The organism is Chitinophaga tropicalis (assembly GCF_009758205.1).
Taxonomy (GTDB): domain Bacteria; phylum Bacteroidota; class Bacteroidia; order Chitinophagales; family Chitinophagaceae; genus Chitinophaga; species Chitinophaga tropicalis.
In genome coordinates, this window is record NZ_WRXN01000012.1 from 82,663 (window position 1) to 101,802 (window position 19,140).

The window sequence follows — 19,140 nt, forward strand, 5'->3', positions numbered from 1 at the left end:
GTTAACGCATCTATCATGTCTGATCAACAAATTCCAACAACTCCCGGGGCTGAAAACCCCGAGGAATTTACCGGCCACGTAAAGCTGGGTAAGCCCCAAACTACAGCTGCCGGCATTCCTGCAGTTATTTCCAGCGCCAAACATATACTCCATGAAATGGATGCTGTTCGCGGACTGAAGGCCCTTCTGAAACTGAACCAGAAAGATGGCTTTGACTGTCCCGGCTGTGCATGGCCGGACCCGGATGACGAGCGTTCTTCCATCGCAGAATACTGTGAGAACGGCGCCAAAGCTATTGCTGAGGAAGCTACCACTAAAAAGCTGGGATCTGCATTCTTTGCATCCAACAGTGTGGATGAACTGGCCGCACTCACTGATTATGAGATAGGTAAGAAAGGACGGGTAGCGCAACCTATGTACCTCGCTCCCGGCGCTACTCATTATAAACCCCTGAGCTGGGAGGACGCATTCGGCAAGATAGCCGGGCATCTCAATGCATTATCGTCTCCTGATGAAGCGATATTTTATACTTCCGGCCGGACGAGTAATGAAGCCGCTTTCCTCTACCAGCTTTTTGTAAGGGAATACGGCACCAACAACCTGCCGGACTGCTCCAACATGTGTCATGAATCCAGTGGCGTGGCCCTGGGAGAATCCCTGGGTATAGGAAAAGGCTCTGTAACGCTGGATGATTTTTACCAGGCGGAAGCCATTATAATACTAGGGCAAAACCCGGGTACCAATCATCCGCGGATGCTTACTGCGTTGCAGAAAGCGAAGGACAACGGGGCTACTATTATTTCTGTCAATCCGTTACCGGAAACAGGTCTGCTTAACTTCCTGAACCCGCAGACGGTAAAAGGGGTATTCAATATTAAGGCCAAGCTGACAGATATCTTCCTGCAGGTGAAGATAAACGGGGATATGGCGCTGCTGAAGGCTATTGCCCTCTTGCTGCTGGAGGAGGAAGACCGGCAGCCGGGAACTGTGTTTGATAAAACGTTCATTAGTGAGAATACGCAGGGCGCGACAGATTATATAGATCACCTGCGCCGGCAGAATATGGATCAGCTGGTGGCTGCAAGTGGTGTTTCTTTGGAACAGATACGTGAGGCCGCCAATGCGCTGATGCATAAAAAGAAGGTCATTGCCTGCTGGGCAATGGGGCTTACCCAGCATAAAAATGCGGTTGATACTATTAAAGAAGTAGTTAATCTTCTTCTGCTGAAAGGCAGTATAGGTAAGCCAGGAGCCGGTACCTGTCCCGTAAGGGGACATAGTAATGTGCAGGGAGACCGTACCGTAGGTATTTATGAGAAACCTTCCGCCAGGCTTCTTGATAAGATACGGGACATATATGGATTTGAGCCTCCCCGGGAACATGGTTATGATACGGTTTCCGCTATCCGCGCCATGCGTGATGGTAAAGCCAGTGTATTCTTTGCTATGGGAGGTAATTTCCTCTCTGCCACGCCGGATACGGAGATCACCGCACAGGCGTTGCGTAATTGTGCGCTGACGGTACATGTTTCTACTAAACTGAACCGGAGTCACCTGGTACATGGCAGGGAAGCTATTATACTGCCTTGCCTGGGAAGGAGCGACCAGGATATTCTTAATGGGGAAAAGCAGTTTGTGACATGTGAGAACTCTATGGGAGTAGTGCAGATGTCTAAGGGTAACCTCCCTCCTATATCAGCCGATCTGCTGAGTGAGCCGGTTATTGTATGCCGGCTGGCGCAGGCTACGCTGGGAGACCGCTCCCGGGTTAACTGGAAGCATTATACGCAGCATTATGATTATATCAGGGAAGACCTGGAGAAGGTGATACCCGGGTTCAATAATTATAATACGCGGGTGAGACATCCGGGAGGTTTTTATCTGCCTAATAATGCAAGGGAAGGGAAGTTCGATACCGGGTCAGGTAAGGCTGTTTTTAATATTGCACCGCTGACCATTCATCCGTTGGCAGATGATGAATATATGATGATGACTATACGTAGTCATGATCAGTTCAATACAACTATTTATGGGTTGGATGACAGGTATAGAGGGATTTACCAGGAGAGGCGGGTTATTCTTATGAATAAAACAGATATTGATAAAGCCGGGTTGAAGACGGGAGATGTAGTAGACCTGGTGAATGTTTTTGAGGGGCAGGAAAGAGTGGTCAGGAAGTTCCTGGTAGTGGCTTATGATATTCCGGAGAGGTGTACGGCGACGTATTTTCCGGAGGCGAATGCGTTGGTGCCTTTGAATAGTGTAGCGGAGAAGAGTAATACGCCTACATCGAAGTTGGTTGTGATCAGGGTGAGGAAGAGTTTATAGAAGCGGATAGAATGCTCAAAAAAAGTGGTTTTTCCTTCGGCAAAACCACTTTTTTTGAGCGAGAAGTTAACCGGCCTACGGCCGGTAGAAATATTTGAAGTTTATCTGAACTGGAGGAATGCAGGAGCGCGTAAGGCGAAGATATCAAACCGGAAGTCGGTAATGGTAGTGATCTCGAAAAACGTAGACCTTACCGGGTAAGGTGGATTAGGATAATAGTTAGCCGAGATCTTAATAGTGTTGATAGGCAGGTTTTCATTCCTGATCCTGCAGCCGGCGCCTATACCGGCATAGATGGGATTTTTGAACAGGTTATTGCTTTGGCTGGTAAGTTGCGACGCCTGCACAGAGGCGAAGAAATTAAATTTAAAGCCCAGTATTTTCAGGGGACTGTAATACACTGTTTCTGAGCGCAGGTTCATTCGCTGGAAACCGTTCAGCAAAGTGCCGCGATATCCCCAGACACCAAATTCATTATTAATATTCAATGGTTTATAGAAGTAATTATTCAGGTTACCCAGGTAATCGAATGTAGCGAACTGGCGTAACCTGCCCCATGGAAAGCGGAACAAGCGGCTGTAATATTCCAGGCTCAGGTGCACTACTGCATCTTCCGATCGGTAATTACGGAAAAAGCTGCTGATCCCGGCATCTGCACGGATAATGCCCTGCGATCTTGTTACCCAGAACTTCTCCCCTTCCAATCCTGCATAGCCACGGGTCCTCCCCTTCCAGGTTTCCCAGCCCGAAGTAAAGGCAGTAGAATACCCCAGCGGAATATCCTCCGTTCTGCCATAGCCAAAAAAATGAGATGTCTTGAAGAAGTCCTGTTTGAACATCACCGCCTGCAAGAGGTAGAAACGGTGATTATTGTACAGGGGATCATTCTTGTAGATGGTCTGCCAGGGCCTGAGACTGAATATCTGGTTATAATGCCTTACCAGCAGCGCCAGGTTGGGCTTGCCCGAGTAAGGGTCTCCCCTGTCCTGCTTCAGGAAGTTATAACCGCCCCAGACGTCTATTACCTGATAACGGTAGTCCCGGTAAACAGAATCCGGGCGGCCGCGGACATTGAGGGAGAAACTCCGGCTCAGGCTTACGCCTCCTACCCAGTCGGCATCACTTTTATACAAGGGCCTGTTCATGCTTACATACCATGCCCCTTCATATACGCCGGAATCTATTGGCTGGTGGTTGTTCAGGGTGGTATAGCCCACCGAGAAGTCGACGAAGGAGCCCAGCGCGTTGTATTTGGTGTACCTGATCTCCTGGGTCCAGGGTGGATTATTATCGTTTCTCCAGGAAGCGCCGACCCGGAGTTCCTGTCCGGCGCCAAAGAGGTTGTTATTATAGACAGTGGTGCGCAAGGCTGTGGGGCTGGCCTCTGAGAGGTCAAGACCATACTCGAACACGTCTTTTGTTACCACGAGGATATCGACAGAATCGGGGGAAGCGCCCGCGTTGATGATGTAGAGACGGGCGTCCTGGATGAACGGGCGGCTACGCAGGTAACGTTCGTTGGCAGATATTTCGTTGGGACTGATGGTATCGTTCTGCCGGATAAAAAGGGATTGCCGGATGACCCATTCCTGGGAATTATAGTGCAGGCGGTTAGCCAGGTGCAATAATCTCATGGAGGTAGAGAAGGTGGTATCGGCAATGTTACTTGGGCCGAATACGTTCACCTTGCGGTAATAGATGTCGCGGATCACTTTGCCGGCAAAGGGCTTGAAATACTGTTCACTCTTTATGATGCTGCTATCTGTGCCCTGGGGCTCAGGTGCATTCTGACGGGTCATTCTGCGGATCAGCGAATCCCGGTACTGTTTATTCCGCAGAGAGTCCCGGTACCGTTTTAAGCCCTGGAACATGCCTCGTCTGGGATCTTTTTTGACCGGTACGGTGTCTTCCCTCTCCTGGTCCTGGAATGCTCCATTACCATGAACGGCGGGTATTGCCAGGGACAGGCAACAAAGAATGAGTAAGTAAGGTAATATTTTAAAACACTTTCCCAAAAGTAATAAGCAAGTTATACTCTTTATCTAACGTAAAGAATATGTGACAGTTGTACAGGGTTGTTATTATTTTGCTACTACCACGGTTTCCCATCCGTCATAGCGGGCATTTAACTGCTGGGCCAGTTCCCACAGCAGCATTACTGCTGCATCGATGCTCGCTTCATCCGTCTTATCATTACGGGAAAGCTGTAACCCAAAGGGTTGATGACTGTTCTTATCTACAGGGCGGGCTTCAATGGCAAAGCCCAGTTCCTCTGCCTGCTGCCAGTATAGTTCCCTGTCAGCCTCTCCTGAAAAATAGATCCAGTGATCTATATGGCGCTCTTCTTCTGCATTGTCCCCATGTTCTTTCAGTGTGCGCAGCACTTTCCTGTTCTGGATACGTTGAAATTCCTGCATATCGGGAAAGAGGAAATCAAAATACAGTTCCCAGGTCTTGTCTTCTTTTACACCATAATCATACTTATAAGCCGGGAAGTTGATCATGGCGTCTGCTATATGTTTGTCATACAGCAGGGTATTGGCGGTATAGAAATAAAAATCCCGCACCCCGTTAGAGATGGTGCGGCCTACAAAATGTGCCTGTAAGGTCGTTTCCAGCTGCTGTACAAGGCAATCCTCGATCTCGCCCAGTACCTCAAATTCGTCTCCCTGCGGGAAACCGTCTGCCCTTGGGTTATTGAGGTATACGGAAATATAGATGGCGTTAGGTTTCCTGGTAAGCGGGGCAAATCTCCGCAGGTCCAGGTCCAACCCGATGATGGCCGGATTATCCTCTATATGACATGTATATATATCCCAGTCCGGTTGGTAAGCGTTAGACATAAAGCATTGATTCGAAGTATAACAGTCGGCCGTAAAGATACGTAACCCTCTCCGCCATTCATCCATTATTGAACCTTTCTTTTTTTAAATCCTTTTACTTTTATGGCAGTTACAGGTTTATAAATGATATCATGCAGAAAATTGTCCTTTTATGTTTGGGAATGACATTGTCATTTCTTTCTTTTACTTATGCTCAACAACCGGCTCATAAACAGGCCGAGAACGGATCTCTCTACGGAAAACTCATTGATGCTCAGACAAATAACCCGGTAGAATATGCTTCAGTAGCATTGCTGCGTGCAGCTGATTCTTCCATTGCCACAGGTATGCTGTCAAAGCCTAACGGTGATTTCAGCTTCCCGGAAGTTGCCTATGGCAAGTATATTATCAAAGTAAATTTCATTGGTTATGTAACCGTTTATAAAACAATTACCCTTTCTGCTAAAAATAATAATGCAGATGTTGGTAATATTAAATTAAGCGCAAATGTAAAGGCGCTGAACACTGTGGAAGTAGTGGGTGAAAAGCCGGCTTATACTATGGCGATAGACAAGCGTGTGTTCAATGTGGACAAGAACCTGTCCAGCGTTGGCGGTACTGCTACGGATGTGCTGAAGCAGGTACCTTCTGTGAATGTGGACATTGACGGGAATGTAAGCGTGCGTAATGGTTCTCCTACCATTTTTGTTGATGGCCGTCCTACTACACTTACATTGGACCAGATCCCGGCAGATGCTATTGCGTCTATTGAAGTGGTGACCAATCCATCAGCAAAATATGATGCAGAAGGTGTGAGCGGTATTCTCAATATTGTGCTGAAAAAGAACCGTAAGGCTGGTATCAATGGTCAGATCAACGGCGGGCTTTCCTCTATTGGCGGTGGGAATGCGGGTGTGGACCTCAGTATCCGCCAGGAGAAATTCAACCTTTCCCTGAGCTATAACCTGAGAAGCAGGCAGGGAGATGCTTATTCTACCCTTTTCCGTAAGAATATCGGTACAGATACCACTACTTACCTTGACCAGATCAACAAGGGAGATAACGGACGTAAGTTCCAGTTTGCCCGTGTGGGATTTGACTGGTTTATGGATAACCGGAATACATTCAGTATCTCCCAGGGGCTCATGGCGGGTGATTTCAATAACAACAGCGCTCTGACGCTGTATGACCTGGATGAGAATAAGAACAGGGTGGATTATGGTACCGGTATTGACAATGATTACCATAATTTCCGCAATTACAGCACGCAGGTGGGATATAAACATACGTTTGCCCGGCAGGGACATGAACTGACGGCTGATTTTAACTATAACTACGCCAAATCGAAAGATGAATCGGATTATTCCCTGCAGTATTATACTATGGGACATGAGGCTATCGACAATCCTGTTCCGCAGATGAGGTATGGCCGTGGTGGTGGTAATACCACGTATATTACCGGTCAGATGGATTATGTGAACCCGCTCACGGACAAGTCTAAACTGGAAGCAGGTCTGCGTACTACCACACGTACTTTCAATAATAAGTTCAATACGATGGGCAAGGATTTTTCTTCCGGCGACTTTGTGCTGGATTCTTCCTTATCCAACGACTATCACTATACAGAAACCATCAATGCGGCCTATGCCAGTTATTCCGGTTCAATAGGCAACTTTGGTTACCAGGGTGGTATGCGTGCGGAGCAGTCTTTCTATAATGGCCAGATGCGCAGCATTGCCAAAAATGAATACTCAATAGATTATCCTGTCAGCCTGTTTCCCAGTTTGTTCCTCTCTCAGAAGTTCAAGGGAGATCATGAGTTGCAGTTGAATTACAGTCGCCGGGTACGCCGGCCCTGGTTCCGTGACCTGCTGCCTAACTACCAGTACTCCGCTCAAAGTGCCAGTCGCGGGAACCCGGCTTTACGCCCGGAGTTTACCAACTCTTTTGAGCTGAGTTACCTGAAAGATTTTAACAGGAAGCATAATGTACTGGTATCCTTATACTTCAGGAATACGCAGAAGGCTATCACTGATTATTATACGGATACAACGCTTAGCATTAATGGGGTAACACAGAAAGTGGTGCTGACCTATCCTGTCAATGCGGATACGAGGAATGCTTATGGTGCGGAATTTACGATACGTAACCAGATCGCCAGGGGATGGGATATTACGTCCAACCTGAACCTGGCGCAGACAAAGATCAATGCAAGTAATCTGCAGAATAACCTTAGTAACCAGGGCTTTACATGGTTCGGTAAAGTGAACAGCAATACGAAGCTGCCTTATAACCTGACCCTGCAGATAACGGGTAATTATGAATCCAAGCAGATCCTGCCGCAGGGAGAAAGGGCCGCGCAGTATTCAGCAGATATGGCTGTGAAGAAGGAGTTCCTGAAAAACAAATCGCTGGCAGTTTCCCTGGCGCTGAATGATATCTTCAATACTGACAGGAACCTGTCTTATACCACTACGGCCTATTCTGAGCAGGAAAGGTACCGTAAGCGCCAGACCCGTGAGCTGCGGTTGAATGTGTCCTGGCGTTTTGGTAAAATGGATACACAGCTGTTCAAGCGTAAAGGAGGTAAAAAAGAAGAACAGCAGGGAGGAAATGGAGAAGAATTTTAACTTTGCGGTGTCCTAAAACCTGACACCCTTATGATAGATATTGATTCGACAAGTAATACGGTCACCCTCCGGTTCCTGGCGGAACCATCTGATGTTAATTTTGGCGGGAAAGTGCATGGAGGTGCAGTGATGAAGTGGATTGACCAGGCGGGATATGCCTGCGCGGCTAACTGGAGCGGTCAGTACTGTGTAACGGTGTATGTGGGTGGTATCCGTTTCTTTAAGCCTATTGCTATCGGGGATATGGTGGAAATTACGGCGAGCATTATTTATACGGGAAATACCAGTATGCATATTGCTATTAATGTGCAGGCGGGGAATCCCAGGCATAAAGAGAGGGTGAAGACCACTCACTGTGTAATGGTTTTTGCTGCTGTGGATGATAATGGGAAGACGGTGGTTGTGCCTAAGTGGGTACCGGAGACGCCGGCGGCGGTGGAAATGGAAAGTTATGCGAAGAAGCTGATGAATCTCAGGCAGAATATTGAGGAAGAGATGAGGCCTTATATGTAGTTTTCTGCGTGAGGCGAATAAATACCCCTGGATGAGCTTTCACCTTCGGTGAAAGCTCATCCAGGGGCAAGTTTTTTTTGGCCTGCGGCCGGCTTTTTAATGCCGGGGAGGTTTATTGCCTGGAAAGGTTTGTTATCCAGAAAGATTTACTACCCGGCCGGTTCATTACTCAGACCGGCGGTTCTTACTGGAGTCTGCTGCACCTGTTCCATATCTTGAAGAATCTTCTCCGGGATTGATAGCTCCGGGGGGTGTTTCTGCCGCCGGCGCTGTGTCAGGAGTCAGCGCTGCCGTGTCTGTAGTGATGCCGGCAGAATCCCTGTCTGTGTTTCTTCCTCCTCCGCCACAAGCTGTAAGGAAGGCACAGCCTGTTATTGCCAGCCCTAATAAAAGGAGCTTGCTTTTCTGCATTACTATCATATAAAATAGTTTTATCGGGTGAACAATCACATTAATTGCCGCTATCTTTCCCGGCATATTTTTCTACAGATAGTAGATATATTTCGCCGGGCTAGTGAATAGGTGTGGAGTCTGGCCGGGTTACAGAAGTGTCCATGGGTTTAACCATTGTGTCTACTTTAGCCCCTGCAGTATCTGCCGGTACTGATACAGCTGCTGAATCAGTGCTGGTACCGCTCTCTTTCGCGCTGCCGCAGGCAAACAGGAAGAGACTTAGTATAATGGCCAGGCAGGCGGTGATACCTATTTTACATAGCGCCAGCCGCAGATTGATAGCTTTAAGGCCCAGGTCGTTTTTTTGCATTTGCATAGTCACGTGTTATAAGGTTAAAATTTTTCCTGGTGTCGGTAAATGATTGAAAGAATTGTGCCAGCGCTTACATTTGTATTGAAACGCACTCATGGAACAAACGATATTTCAGAATATTGAAGAGCATCAGTTGCTGAAGGTGATCATCTCTGTAGTGATAGGTGCACTGCTGGGATTGGAGAGAGAATACCGTCATAAGGCGGCGGGCATGCGTACCCTGACCCTTATCTGCCTGGGCAGCACTCTCTTTACTATACTTTCTGTGGAGCTGGGGTATCCCGGCAGCCCGGACCGTGTGGCGTCCAATATCCTGACGGGGGTTGGGTTCATTGGCGCCGGTGTTATCTTTAAGGGAGATTTTTCTATAGATGGCATTACTACGGCCGCTACGATCTGGATAGCATCTGCGTTGGGTATTGCCATAGGATGCAGCCATTATGTGCTGGCGGGGCTGTCACTTGTTGTTGTCCTGATACTGCTGATGGGTTTAAAGTTGCTGGAAAAATATATCAGCTCTATAAATGAGAAGAGAGTATACCGTATACTCTATCATAGGGACCGTTATACAAATCATGAAATAGCTGAGTTCTTCAACCGTTTCGGATTGAAACATAAACAACTGCAGTACATCAGGAAAGAGCTGATCATAGAAGAAAAATATGAGGCGAGCGGGAGTGTCAGAGCTATTGAGGAACTGAACACTTTTCTGCTCAACAACAACAATATCCATCATTTTGAAGTTCAGAACAATCCATTATAGGAGTTAGGAAACTATGTCACGCGCTTACGCAGATCTGCCTTTACATTACGGTCATGTACCACCCTGGCTGGCTAAGAGAATGAGCCTGCTGGGCGGCGCTATTATAGAAACCATAGCGGCTGATTATGGTAAAAGTGAGGTGTTGCGCCGGATCAGCGATCCGTGCTGGTTCCAGGCGCTGGGTTGTGTGCTGGGGATGGATTGGCACTCGTCAGGTATTACCACCAGTGTGATGGGTGCGTTGAAAAAGGCGCTGAATCCCAAGGCAAAAGAGCTGGGTATTTATATCTGCGGAGGTAAGGGAAAGCATTCCCGGGAGACACCTGCTGAACTGATGGCTATTGCCGAGCGTACCGGTTTGCCGGGGCATGAGCTTGTGCGCAGCAGTAAACTGGCGGCTAAAGTAGATAACACTGCCGTGCAGGACGGGTTCCAGATCTACCTGCATACTTTTATTGTATCTGACGAAGGGGAATGGGCTATTGTGCAGCAGGGCATGAATGATGCCAGTGGCGTGGCCCGCAGGTATCACTGGCATTCTACTGCTTTTCAGCATTTTACGGAGACGCCGCATACTTTTATTTATGGTCAGAACCAGGGATTGATACTGAACCTGACAGATAAGGAAGCTGCATCTACCAAGAACGGACTGTTACAGCTTACCAAAGAGGCGCCTGCTCAGCTCCTGCCGGAGATCCGCCGTATAACCATGCCTTCCCATCATGATGTGAGGGCTGAGAACGTAGATCTGAAACGGCTGGGAAGTGTGCTGGCAGTGGCTTATGAAAGGCAGGTAGCTGATTTTGAGTCGTTGTTGCTGCTGGAAGGTGTTGGTCCGCGGACACTGCAATCGCTCACCCTGGTGAGTGAGGTGATACATGGCACACCGTCCAGGTTTACAGATCCTGCGCGTTTTTCATTTGCGCATGGAGGCAAGGACGGTCATCCGTTCCCTGTGCCTGTCAATGTATATGATGATACCATCCGGATATTGAAGGATGCTGTGGGTAAGGCGAAGATCGGGCAGTCGGATAAGCAGGATGCTATCAGGAAATTATCTGTGTTATCTGAAGAGCTGGAGAAGGATTTTGTTCCTAATCAGCGTTTTGATGAGCTGATAGAAAAAGAGAGGGCTACGTCATGGCAGCATGGTGGGAGAACGGTGTTTGGGAAGGCGAAGCCGCCGGAGAAAAAGAGTGGTGGTCAGCTGAGTTTGTTTGGGGATTGAACCTGCATTTATGGTATAAAAAATTAGAGGTTCGGATCGATTGATCTGAACCTCTTTCCATTTCTTTTTCTTGTTCTCTATATTGGTTTTATCCAATTTAGGTATTTAAGTAAAAGAAACTTCTGATAATTACAGTCCCAAATCTGTGCCAGAATTGAACACTATTTTTGCAGGGATAAGAAGCATATGTTACAACTGAATTATGACACATTAACTATTACGGAGGCCACTAAGATACAGAACCAGCTTAGGGAAGAGATCCGTATCAGGGAAAGGAATTTCCCAATTGATATTATTGCGGGTGCAGATATCTCCTTCAATAAATTCAGCACTACTGTGTATGCGGGAATTGTGTTGCTTCGTTTCCCCAGTTTGCTGCCTGTTGCCTACAGCCTGGTGAAGAAAGAGGTGCTTTTTCCTTATGTACCTGGTTACCTGGCCTTCAGAGAGGTTCCTGCCCTGTTGGGAGCATGGGAGCAGTTAGCTGTAAAACCGGACCTGCTGGTAGTTGATGGGCATGGAATAGCGCATCCGCGGCGAATGGGGATTGCTGCTCATTTTGGGGTGCTGGCGCAGGTGCCGGCTATTGGGTGTGCCAAGAAGGTGCTTTGTGGCGGGTATGAGGAACCGGGGTTACAGCAGGGAAGTGAGAGTCCGTTGATATATAAAGATGAAGTGGTTGGGGTTGCGTTGAGGACCAAGAATGCGGTGAAGCCGGTTTATGTTTCTCCGGGGCATAAAATGGATGTGCCGGGGGCTGTGGAAGTGATGAAGCAATGTTTGGGAAGATACAGAATCCCGGAGCCGACGAGGTTAGCTCATAATACGGTGAATTTGTTCAGGACGGGAGAATTGTCTGAAGGGTATCATGAGGTTGGTTAATCTACTAATTTACAATATGTTATTAGTGGTTATTGGATTTTTAAAGTAGGTGTATTTGTTATTTAATGTTAAGTAGCTGTGACAATTGGCGAATAAAGATGACAATTGATCCATTTTTGTTCAGTGATGTTGAGAATAAAAAGGCAGATATGCTGCATAAGTTATTTATAAACAGTTAATTGTATTGAAAGAAGGCTGATCTTTTTCCGGTAGTTTATCGGAAGTTCTGTGTTGAGATTTAAGTACTATACCCGTGGCACTAAAGTGGTACCGCAATACATACATTAAACATGCTTAAGACATGCTTAAGACATGCTTAAGACATGCTTAAGACATGCTTAAGGGATGCTTCAAACATGCTTTAAACGTGGACATGATATGTATTAAAGAAGCTATTACTTCCGCTTTCCTAACGTCATCAGTACTACACCACCAATTACAATTGTACAGGCTATTAATGCCCTGGAAGATAAATTCTCATTCCCGATCAGCCAGCCCAGGAAAAGTGCCACTACAGGGTTTACATACGCGTAAGTAGACATCAGCCTGGGAGGTGCGTTCCGGGTAAGCCAGCTATAGGAAGTAAAGCCTACAAGGGAACCGATCAGTACCAGGTAAACATAGGCAGATACACTTCGCAGCGTTAGATGTCCCAATGTGCTCCAGGCTCCTGGTTCTATTGCCGCGCTTATGATAAAGCAGAAGACACTGCCTGCCAGCATCTGGATAGCTGTGGAGGTGATCTGTGCAGGCATGGGTAGTTTGGAGACAGACAATGAGCCGAGGGCCCAGGAGGTGCATCCGACTGCTACTACCGCGATAGGCCATAAAGGAAAGCTGCGGGACTGTGCGGCTTCGAAAGGGTTAAAGAGCAGGAACAATCCTCCAAGTCCTATCAGGATACCGGCCACTGTCATCCAGGTAGGTTTCTGGCGACTGAAAAAGGCCCAGTCCAATCCTACGAACCATACGGGGATAGCGGCGACTATCAGCGCTACCAGGCCGGAAGGCATATAATGAACGGCTACAGCTGTGCTGGAACCGCCAATACCTATCAGTAAGATACCTACCAGAACGGCTGACCATAATTGTTTCTTTCCAGGTAGCTGTTTTTCTCTCTTTTGTCCTATAGAGAATAATAGTGTTCCGGCGACGAGGAAGCGTAAAGCTGACAAAAGGAATGGGGGGATTACTTCTGTTGCTATCTTCATACCCAGGTAAGTAGATCCCCAGATGATGTATACCGCGAATAAATAAGCCCAGAGTTTAGTTTTGTTAGTTGCCACAGGATTAAAGTAAAATTCAATAGTTCTGTACAAGCTTCAGGCTTGTACCAACGTAATGGTTAAAATTAGTTTAAAAATAGAATCATTTTCTCATATCCGGTGAATGATATTATAAACAACCGGAGTTCACTTTTGTAAATAATAAGTCTGTACGAGCATACTATTCTTTCACATAAACTTCAATCATCGCATTTGTTGGACGGCGGGGCGCCACAAAGGCATCTGCTTTCCTGTAGTGTTGCTGTAGCTCATGACGTAATGCGAACGGGAAGAAGTTGTTCAGTCCCGGGGCATATTCATACAGTACTACATCATAATGCTGACGGCGTACCTTCTGTACAAAAGTATCCAGCTGGCGGTTGAACATACCTACTCCCAGGTGATACCATAAAGGATAGTCAGCACCTGTTTCCAGCTTATAAGGCAAGGCTTCAGCAAGAGGGGTTAACTCAGTCATATTCAACAATTTAATATCACCTTTCTTCTCTTTTACCACGGGCATCTGCTGCAGGCGTTTGATACCTTCTACGGTGGGCGCCGGCATATAGATCTTCTTAAATACGGGGAGGTCGCATTGTATCCACTGATCTGCAGGGACATCTGTAGTGTCTGTATTGATCATGAAATTATTCCGGGAAACTACGTTCTCTCCTGTAGCGCTGATCTGCGGATTATAGATAGCAAGGCTGCTGCTGTCAGCGTTTCCGCTGTTGCCTTTTGCGTATACCTGTTGGGGTATTATATAGGCAACTACCCTATCCAGGTATTTCCATACGGCGCCAGACCACCAGAATAATAACAGCAAAGCTGCTACGGCAAACTGCTTCCATTTACTCAGATCTACTTTCAGCTGTTGCTGTAAGTTGCTGGCAATGAATGCAAAAGCGAAGGCATGGAAGAAGATGTTATTGTCAGGCGGTGTGTAGCTTGTGACCTGGAAAATGGCTGCTTCTGCCAGGATACCAAGTGTAAGCAGGGAGAAAAGCATTAACTGCCGGTTGCCAAGGAAACTCTTCCACTGCCTGAAAACGGGTAACAGGCAAAGTACTACGAGGAATAAGTAGAGTTTGATCCACTGGGAGCCGCTCATGACTTCCGAGATGATATCGTATATGGATAAGCGGGAATTATGTGGTGGCTGGCCGTGATTGAACCAGTAGGCGAAGTCGTAAGACAATAATGGGAGAATTACAGCCAGTGCCACTATCGCATAAAAACCAAGGTAAGCGGGGATATTCCACCATTCCTTCTGCTGCCAGCTGTTATATGCCAGCAAAGCAAGGGAGAGTAAGAGTGCCAGTCCGCCGCCGTCCTGTTTTGTAAAGAAGGACAGGAAGGTGAATAATGCTGCGAGGAAGAGGAAGAAGAAACGTACTTTGCCTTGTGGTCCTATCATGAAACGGAAAAGGAAGGCAAGGCCTATGAGCTCGTATACGATAACCGTCTGGTTGTACCAGGGCCAGAAATTGAAAAAGGAATAAGAGAGTACGAAGAGTAATACCGAGAGTACGCGGATGGCTGGTTGTATGTCAAGGCTTTTCAGTATAGATCTGAAGGATAGTCCGGCGAGGATGTTCATCAGTACCTGGGCTTTTACCAGGGTTATGAGCTGGGGGCCGAAGATCTTAAAGAACAGGGCCGGCATCAGCCAGTAACCGTAACCCAGGGGTAAGCCAAAGTCTTTGTAGGGGATTTGTCCTTCGGAAATGCGGTAAGCGCCTTCCCAGGAGAGGAAGATGTTCACTCTGTAGGGGAATGGTACGAACAGGGGGACCAGGGCTAATCCGATTATGATCAGCAGTTCTGTAGCAAAAGCAGTTTTACGGCTGAATGGTGCATGAGCAGAAGGCATATGAAGGGGATAATTTCGTGTAAATTAATGAGATCGTGGCCAAAAATAGTTGAATTAATGCAAAAACAAATTTTGTGGGCGGCATCTGATAGTTAGAGAGCAGAAGTTTTAAGTGAGCTGATAAAAAAAGCCGCTTTCTTTCAGAAAGCAATGTGGTGCTAAAGTGCACCCGCAATGCATACACTATCCATACTTTATAGTAGGCTTTAAGTGGGAGTATCCATGCTATATCTATGCTTTGGGTATCCGGAATGTATTTTCAGAAAAGTTGATTTCGCCTTCGGCAAAAGCGATTTTTGAGGCAGGCCTGCGGCCGGTTGAAGATGAAAGAAGAAAGCGATTTTTTGGGAGAAGAGTTTGGGATTGGGGCCAATTGGGAATAAGAGGTGAAAGAGATTTGTACTGATTTTACATAATCCATCGTATCTTTCGCCAGGAAACAAGTTTTATCCCCGTGCAATATTTAAAATTATTAAGGCCCTCCCATTGGGCAAAGAACCTCTTCTTATATATTCCCCTTTTCTTTGCAGGCGAGATATTCAACCTGTCCAAGGTACTTGAGCTTTTCATTGCTTTTATTGCATTCAGCCTGATTGCCAGCAGCATCTATATTATTAATGACTATAAAGATGTAGAGGCTGATCGTATACATCCGGTAAAGTGTAAACGTCCTATTGCTTCCGGTGCTGTTTCCAAGCCGGCTGCATTGGTCTTCTTTGTGTTATGCGTGGCAATAGGTGCAGCATTGGCCTGGTATATTAAACCCAAATTCGCATTTGTAGTTGGTATCTACTTCATTATTAACATCTTATACTCTTTTGGCTTAAAGAACATTTCTATCCTGGATATACTGATCCTGTCTATCGGCTTTGTGTTGAGGGTGAAAGCGGGCGGGGTTGCAGCGAGCGTTGCTGTATCTGAATGGCTGATGATCATGGTGTTCCTGCTGGCTTTGTTTATGGCCATTGCCAAGCGCCGGGATGATGTGCTGATAAAAACACAGTCCGGGCAGGAAATGCGTAAGGCGTCTAAAGGGTATAATATGGATTTTATGAATGTGATGCTGGCGCTGGTATCGGCTGTGATTATAGTGGCCTACCTCATGTATACCATGGCGCCCGAAACGATGGAACGCTTTCATACTTACCGCCTCTATTATACATGTCTTTTTGTAATTGGTGGATTATTACGATATTTGCAAATAACATATGTGGAGAATAATACAGGTTCTCCAACCAAAATCCTATACAAAGACCGTTTCATTCAATTAACCATACTCCTGTGGGTGCTGAGTTTTTATGTGATTATTTATTTACCCACTAACAAAAGTTTTTTTGAGTAATGGAAAAACGGTTAGCAAACTGGGGGAATTACCCCGCTATCTCCTGCGATGAATCATCTTTTTCGCAAGAGGAACAGGTACAGGATTTTATATCCAGCCACTCTTCCATCATTGCCCGCGGCAATGGCCGCTGTTATGGTGACGCCTCCCTGGCGCATCATAGTGTCTCTACCCTTAAATACGATAAGGTACTGGCTTTTGATACTGTCAATGGCGTGTTTGAATGCCAGTCGGGCATCACGCTGGACCAGATACTTGAAATCATAGTACCGCAGGGCTGGTTCCTACCGGTCACTCCCGGGACTAAGTTCATTACGGTAGGAGGTGCGGTAGCTTCTGATGTGCATGGGAAGAATCATCATGTGGATGGTTCCTTCTCCGGTCATATTACAGAAATGGATGTGATCACGGGCAATAAGGAAACCATCACCTGTTCTGCAGAAAAGGAGCCGGACCTGTTCTGGGCAACCTGTGGTGGTATGGGACTTACCGGGATCATTACCCGGGTGAAGTTTGACCTGAAGAAGATCGAAACAGCTTATATACACCAGAAGCAGATCAAGGCTAAGAACCTGGAACACCTGATACAACTCTTTGAAGAATATAAAGCCTATACTTATTCCATGGCGTGGATAGATTGCCTGCAGAAAGGCGATGCTTTTGGCCGTGGTATACTGATAGTGGGCGAGCATGCCAGGCCGGAAGAACTAAATGCACAGCAAAGCAAAATGCCCCTGCAGCTGGCAGACAAACGAAAGCTGTCTGTTCCTTTCAATCTTCCGTCATTTGCACTGAATACACTGACTGTCAAAGCCTTTAACTGGCTGTATTATGCGAAGAACACGAAGCAGGAAATAGATAATGTCATTCCTTATGAGCCGTTCTTTTATCCCCTGGACGCTATTCTTCACTGGAACCGCGGTTATGGCAAGGCTGGTTTTGTACAATACCAGTTTGTACTACCCCTGGAAAAGAAAGAAGGGCTGGTAGCTATCCTGCGTCGTATAAGCGATAAAGGCTGGGGGTCGTTCCTGGCCGTGCTGAAGGTTTTCGGTGTACAGGAAAGCCTTATCTCTTTCCCTATGGAAGGTTATACGCTGGCGCTGGATTTTCCTGTACGTAAAGGCCTGTTCGAATTCCTGGATGAGCTGGATGAACTGGTGCTCCAGTATGGCGGCCGTCTGTACCTGTCTAAAGACGCCCGTATGAAAAAGGACATTTTCTGGAACAGCTATCCCAATGCCAGGAAATTTGCGGATATCGTCAAAACTTATAACAGCTCCGGCCTGTTCCGTTCTGTACAGTCAGACAGGCTGCTGCTGACCGAATAACACCAATTGTTTTTCTCACTTTAACGATCCTCCTTCGGAGGATACTTACTATTATTCATTATGCCTGTTGTTCTTATTCTGGGAGCGGGGTCAGATATGGCTGTGGCCATTGCCCGTCAGTTTGCCGGTAAAAAATATGATATTCAGCTGGCAGCCCGCAATGTAGCTTCTCTCGCGGCCCTGGAGCAGGACGTGAAGATCCGCTACGGGGTGGCTGCCAGCTCTCATGCCTTTGACGCCACAGATTTTGGGAGTCATCCGGCCTTTTATCAATCCCTGCCTGTCAAACCGGATATCACCATTTGTGTGTTCGGGTACCTGGGTGCGCAAGAGAAAGCGCAATCAGACTGGACTGAAGCGGCACGTATCATCCATACCAATTATACCGGTGCTGTATCGATACTGAACATAGTGGCGGAAGATTATGCCGCCCGTGGCGCCGGTACTATTGTGGGGATCAGTTCTGTGGCTGGTGAGCGGGGCCGCCAGAGCAATTATATTTATGGTAGTGCGAAAGCCGGGTTTACTGCTTATCTCAGCGGGTTGCGGAACCGTCTTTTTCATAAAGGAGTGCATGTGCTGAGTGTACAACCGGGTTTTGTTTATACCCGGATGACGGAAAACCTGCCTTTGCCACCATTGCTTACGGCACAGCCGCAGCAGGTAGCTAAAGATGTTTTCAATGCAGTGAAAGCAAAGAAGAACGTGATCTATACCAAATGGTTCTGGAGGTATATCATGCTCATTATCAAATCAATACCGGAGGCTATCTTCAAAAAACTCAAATTATGAGGCCATCCATTGCATTTTTTGACTTTGACGGTACGGTAACGAAGAAGGATACACTGTTTGAGATAGTACGTTATACCAAAGGTAATACCGCGCTGTACACGGGGTTGCTGATGCTTGCTCCTGCTATGGTGCTGATGAAACTGAAGATGCTGTCCAACGTTAAAGTTAAACAGCTTTTTCTCCAATACTTCTTCGGGAATATGCCGGAACAGCAGTTCAGAAGCAAATGTGCAGCGTTCTGCCGGGAGCGGCTGCCTTTCCTGATCAGGGAGGATGCGTTGCAGGCGATAAAGGAGCATCAGTTGCAAGGCCATAGGGTCGCCGTTGTTACAGCTTCTGCGCAGGAGTGGGTGCAACCGTGGTGTTCTGCGTTGGGGATTGAGTGTATAGCTACGAGGCTGGAGACGGTGAATGCGAGGATTACGGGAAGGATCTATGGGGAGAATTGTAATGGGGAGGAAAAGGTGAGGCGGATTGAGGAGAAGTTTAGTTTGCCTTTGTATGGGGAGATCTATGCTTATGGGGATACGAGTGGTGATAAGGCGATGCTGGCTATAGCTACGCATCCGTTTTTCAGGAAGTTTAATTGAGACAGATGCGGATAA

The 19,140-nt window shown here is 46.9% G+C and carries 16 protein-coding genes; 10 read left to right on the forward strand and 6 right to left on the reverse strand.

The genetic code is table 11. The annotated features are described in order from the left end of the window. Positions 1-15: 15 nt before the first annotated feature. The gene (locus tag GO493_RS23245; protein ID WP_157308629.1) at positions 16-2,328 is read left to right on the forward strand and encodes an FdhF/YdeP family oxidoreductase; all 2,313 of its coding nucleotides are present in this window, start codon (positions 16-18) and stop codon (positions 2,326-2,328) included. 101 nt (positions 2,329-2,429) lie between these two features. Here the strand turns inward: GO493_RS23245 and GO493_RS23250 are convergent, their stop codons facing one another. Then, positions 2,430-4,343, reverse strand: a complete 1,914-nt coding sequence (locus GO493_RS23250) for a BamA/TamA family outer membrane protein (RefSeq protein WP_157308630.1) — start codon at positions 4,341-4,343, stop codon at positions 2,430-2,432. A gap of 66 nt (positions 4,344-4,409) precedes the next feature. Next, complete coding sequence (locus GO493_RS23255; protein WP_198315806.1) at positions 4,410-5,171, reverse strand: DUF695 domain-containing protein; 762 nt, start codon at positions 5,169-5,171, stop codon at positions 4,410-4,412. Between the two features lie 131 nt (positions 5,172-5,302). Between GO493_RS23255 and GO493_RS23260 the strand changes: the two genes are divergently transcribed. Then, on the forward strand, positions 5,303-7,780 hold the full coding sequence (locus GO493_RS23260; protein WP_157308632.1) for an outer membrane beta-barrel family protein: 2,478 nt from the start codon (positions 5,303-5,305) through the stop codon (positions 7,778-7,780). 30 nt (positions 7,781-7,810) lie between these two features. Continuing rightward, positions 7,811-8,293, forward strand: a complete 483-nt coding sequence (locus GO493_RS23265; RefSeq protein ID WP_157308633.1) for an acyl-CoA thioesterase — start codon at positions 7,811-7,813, stop codon at positions 8,291-8,293. 165 nt (positions 8,294-8,458) lie between these two features. On the opposite strand, the gene GO493_RS23270 is transcribed toward GO493_RS23265, so the two are convergent. Next, a complete protein-coding gene (locus GO493_RS23270) occupies positions 8,459-8,713 on the reverse strand; it encodes a hypothetical protein (RefSeq protein ID WP_157308634.1) in 255 nt (84 codons plus the stop codon). A 91-nt stretch (positions 8,714-8,804) separates the two neighbouring features. Further along, a complete protein-coding gene (locus tag GO493_RS23275; RefSeq protein ID WP_157308635.1) occupies positions 8,805-9,062 on the reverse strand; it encodes a hypothetical protein in 258 nt (85 codons plus the stop codon). A 91-nt stretch (positions 9,063-9,153) separates the two neighbouring features. On the opposite strand from GO493_RS23275, the gene GO493_RS23280 reads away from it, so the two are divergent. From GO493_RS23280 to nfi, 3 genes are all read left to right on the forward strand, one after another. Beyond that, on the forward strand, positions 9,154-9,822 hold the full coding sequence (locus GO493_RS23280; RefSeq protein WP_157308636.1) for an MgtC/SapB family protein: 669 nt from the start codon (positions 9,154-9,156) through the stop codon (positions 9,820-9,822). 13 nt (positions 9,823-9,835) lie between these two features. Beyond that, positions 9,836-11,050: a DUF763 domain-containing protein gene (locus GO493_RS23285; protein WP_157308637.1), complete on the forward strand. Its 1,215-nt coding sequence runs from the start codon at positions 9,836-9,838 to the stop codon at positions 11,048-11,050. Between the two features lie 186 nt (positions 11,051-11,236). Continuing rightward, the gene (gene nfi / locus GO493_RS23290) at positions 11,237-11,932 is read left to right on the forward strand and encodes a deoxyribonuclease V (protein WP_198315808.1); all 696 of its coding nucleotides are present in this window, start codon (positions 11,237-11,239) and stop codon (positions 11,930-11,932) included. A 395-nt stretch (positions 11,933-12,327) separates the two neighbouring features. Here nfi and GO493_RS23295 read toward each other — a convergent pair whose 3' ends face one another. Together GO493_RS23295 and GO493_RS23300 are read right to left on the reverse strand one after the other, a co-directional pair. Beyond that, a complete protein-coding gene (locus GO493_RS23295) occupies positions 12,328-13,218 on the reverse strand; it encodes an EamA family transporter (protein WP_198315809.1) in 891 nt (296 codons plus the stop codon). Positions 13,219-13,378: 160 nt separating this feature from the next. Next, on the reverse strand, positions 13,379-15,070 hold the full coding sequence (locus GO493_RS23300; RefSeq protein ID WP_157308639.1) for a hypothetical protein: 1,692 nt from the start codon (positions 15,068-15,070) through the stop codon (positions 13,379-13,381). A gap of 454 nt (positions 15,071-15,524) precedes the next feature. Between GO493_RS23300 and GO493_RS23305 the strand changes: the two genes are divergently transcribed. From GO493_RS23305 to GO493_RS23320, 4 genes are read left to right on the forward strand one after another with little or no spacing between them, the layout of a single operon-like run. Further along, a complete protein-coding gene (locus GO493_RS23305) occupies positions 15,525-16,412 on the forward strand; it encodes a decaprenyl-phosphate phosphoribosyltransferase (RefSeq protein ID WP_317165463.1) in 888 nt (295 codons plus the stop codon). Continuing rightward, a complete protein-coding gene (locus tag GO493_RS23310; protein ID WP_157308640.1) occupies positions 16,412-17,743 on the forward strand; it encodes an FAD-binding oxidoreductase in 1,332 nt (443 codons plus the stop codon). Before GO493_RS23305 ends, GO493_RS23310 begins: the two co-directional genes overlap by 1 nt. Positions 17,744-17,803: 60 nt before the next feature. After that, positions 17,804-18,535 (forward strand): SDR family oxidoreductase, encoded by a 732-nt coding sequence (locus GO493_RS23315; protein WP_157308641.1) that lies wholly within the window; start codon positions 17,804-17,806, stop codon positions 18,533-18,535. Beyond that, positions 18,532-19,125, forward strand: a complete 594-nt coding sequence (locus GO493_RS23320; protein WP_157308642.1) for an HAD family hydrolase — start codon at positions 18,532-18,534, stop codon at positions 19,123-19,125. The genes GO493_RS23315 and GO493_RS23320 overlap by 4 nt, the downstream gene beginning before the upstream one ends. Positions 19,126-19,140: the final 15 nt, after the last annotated feature.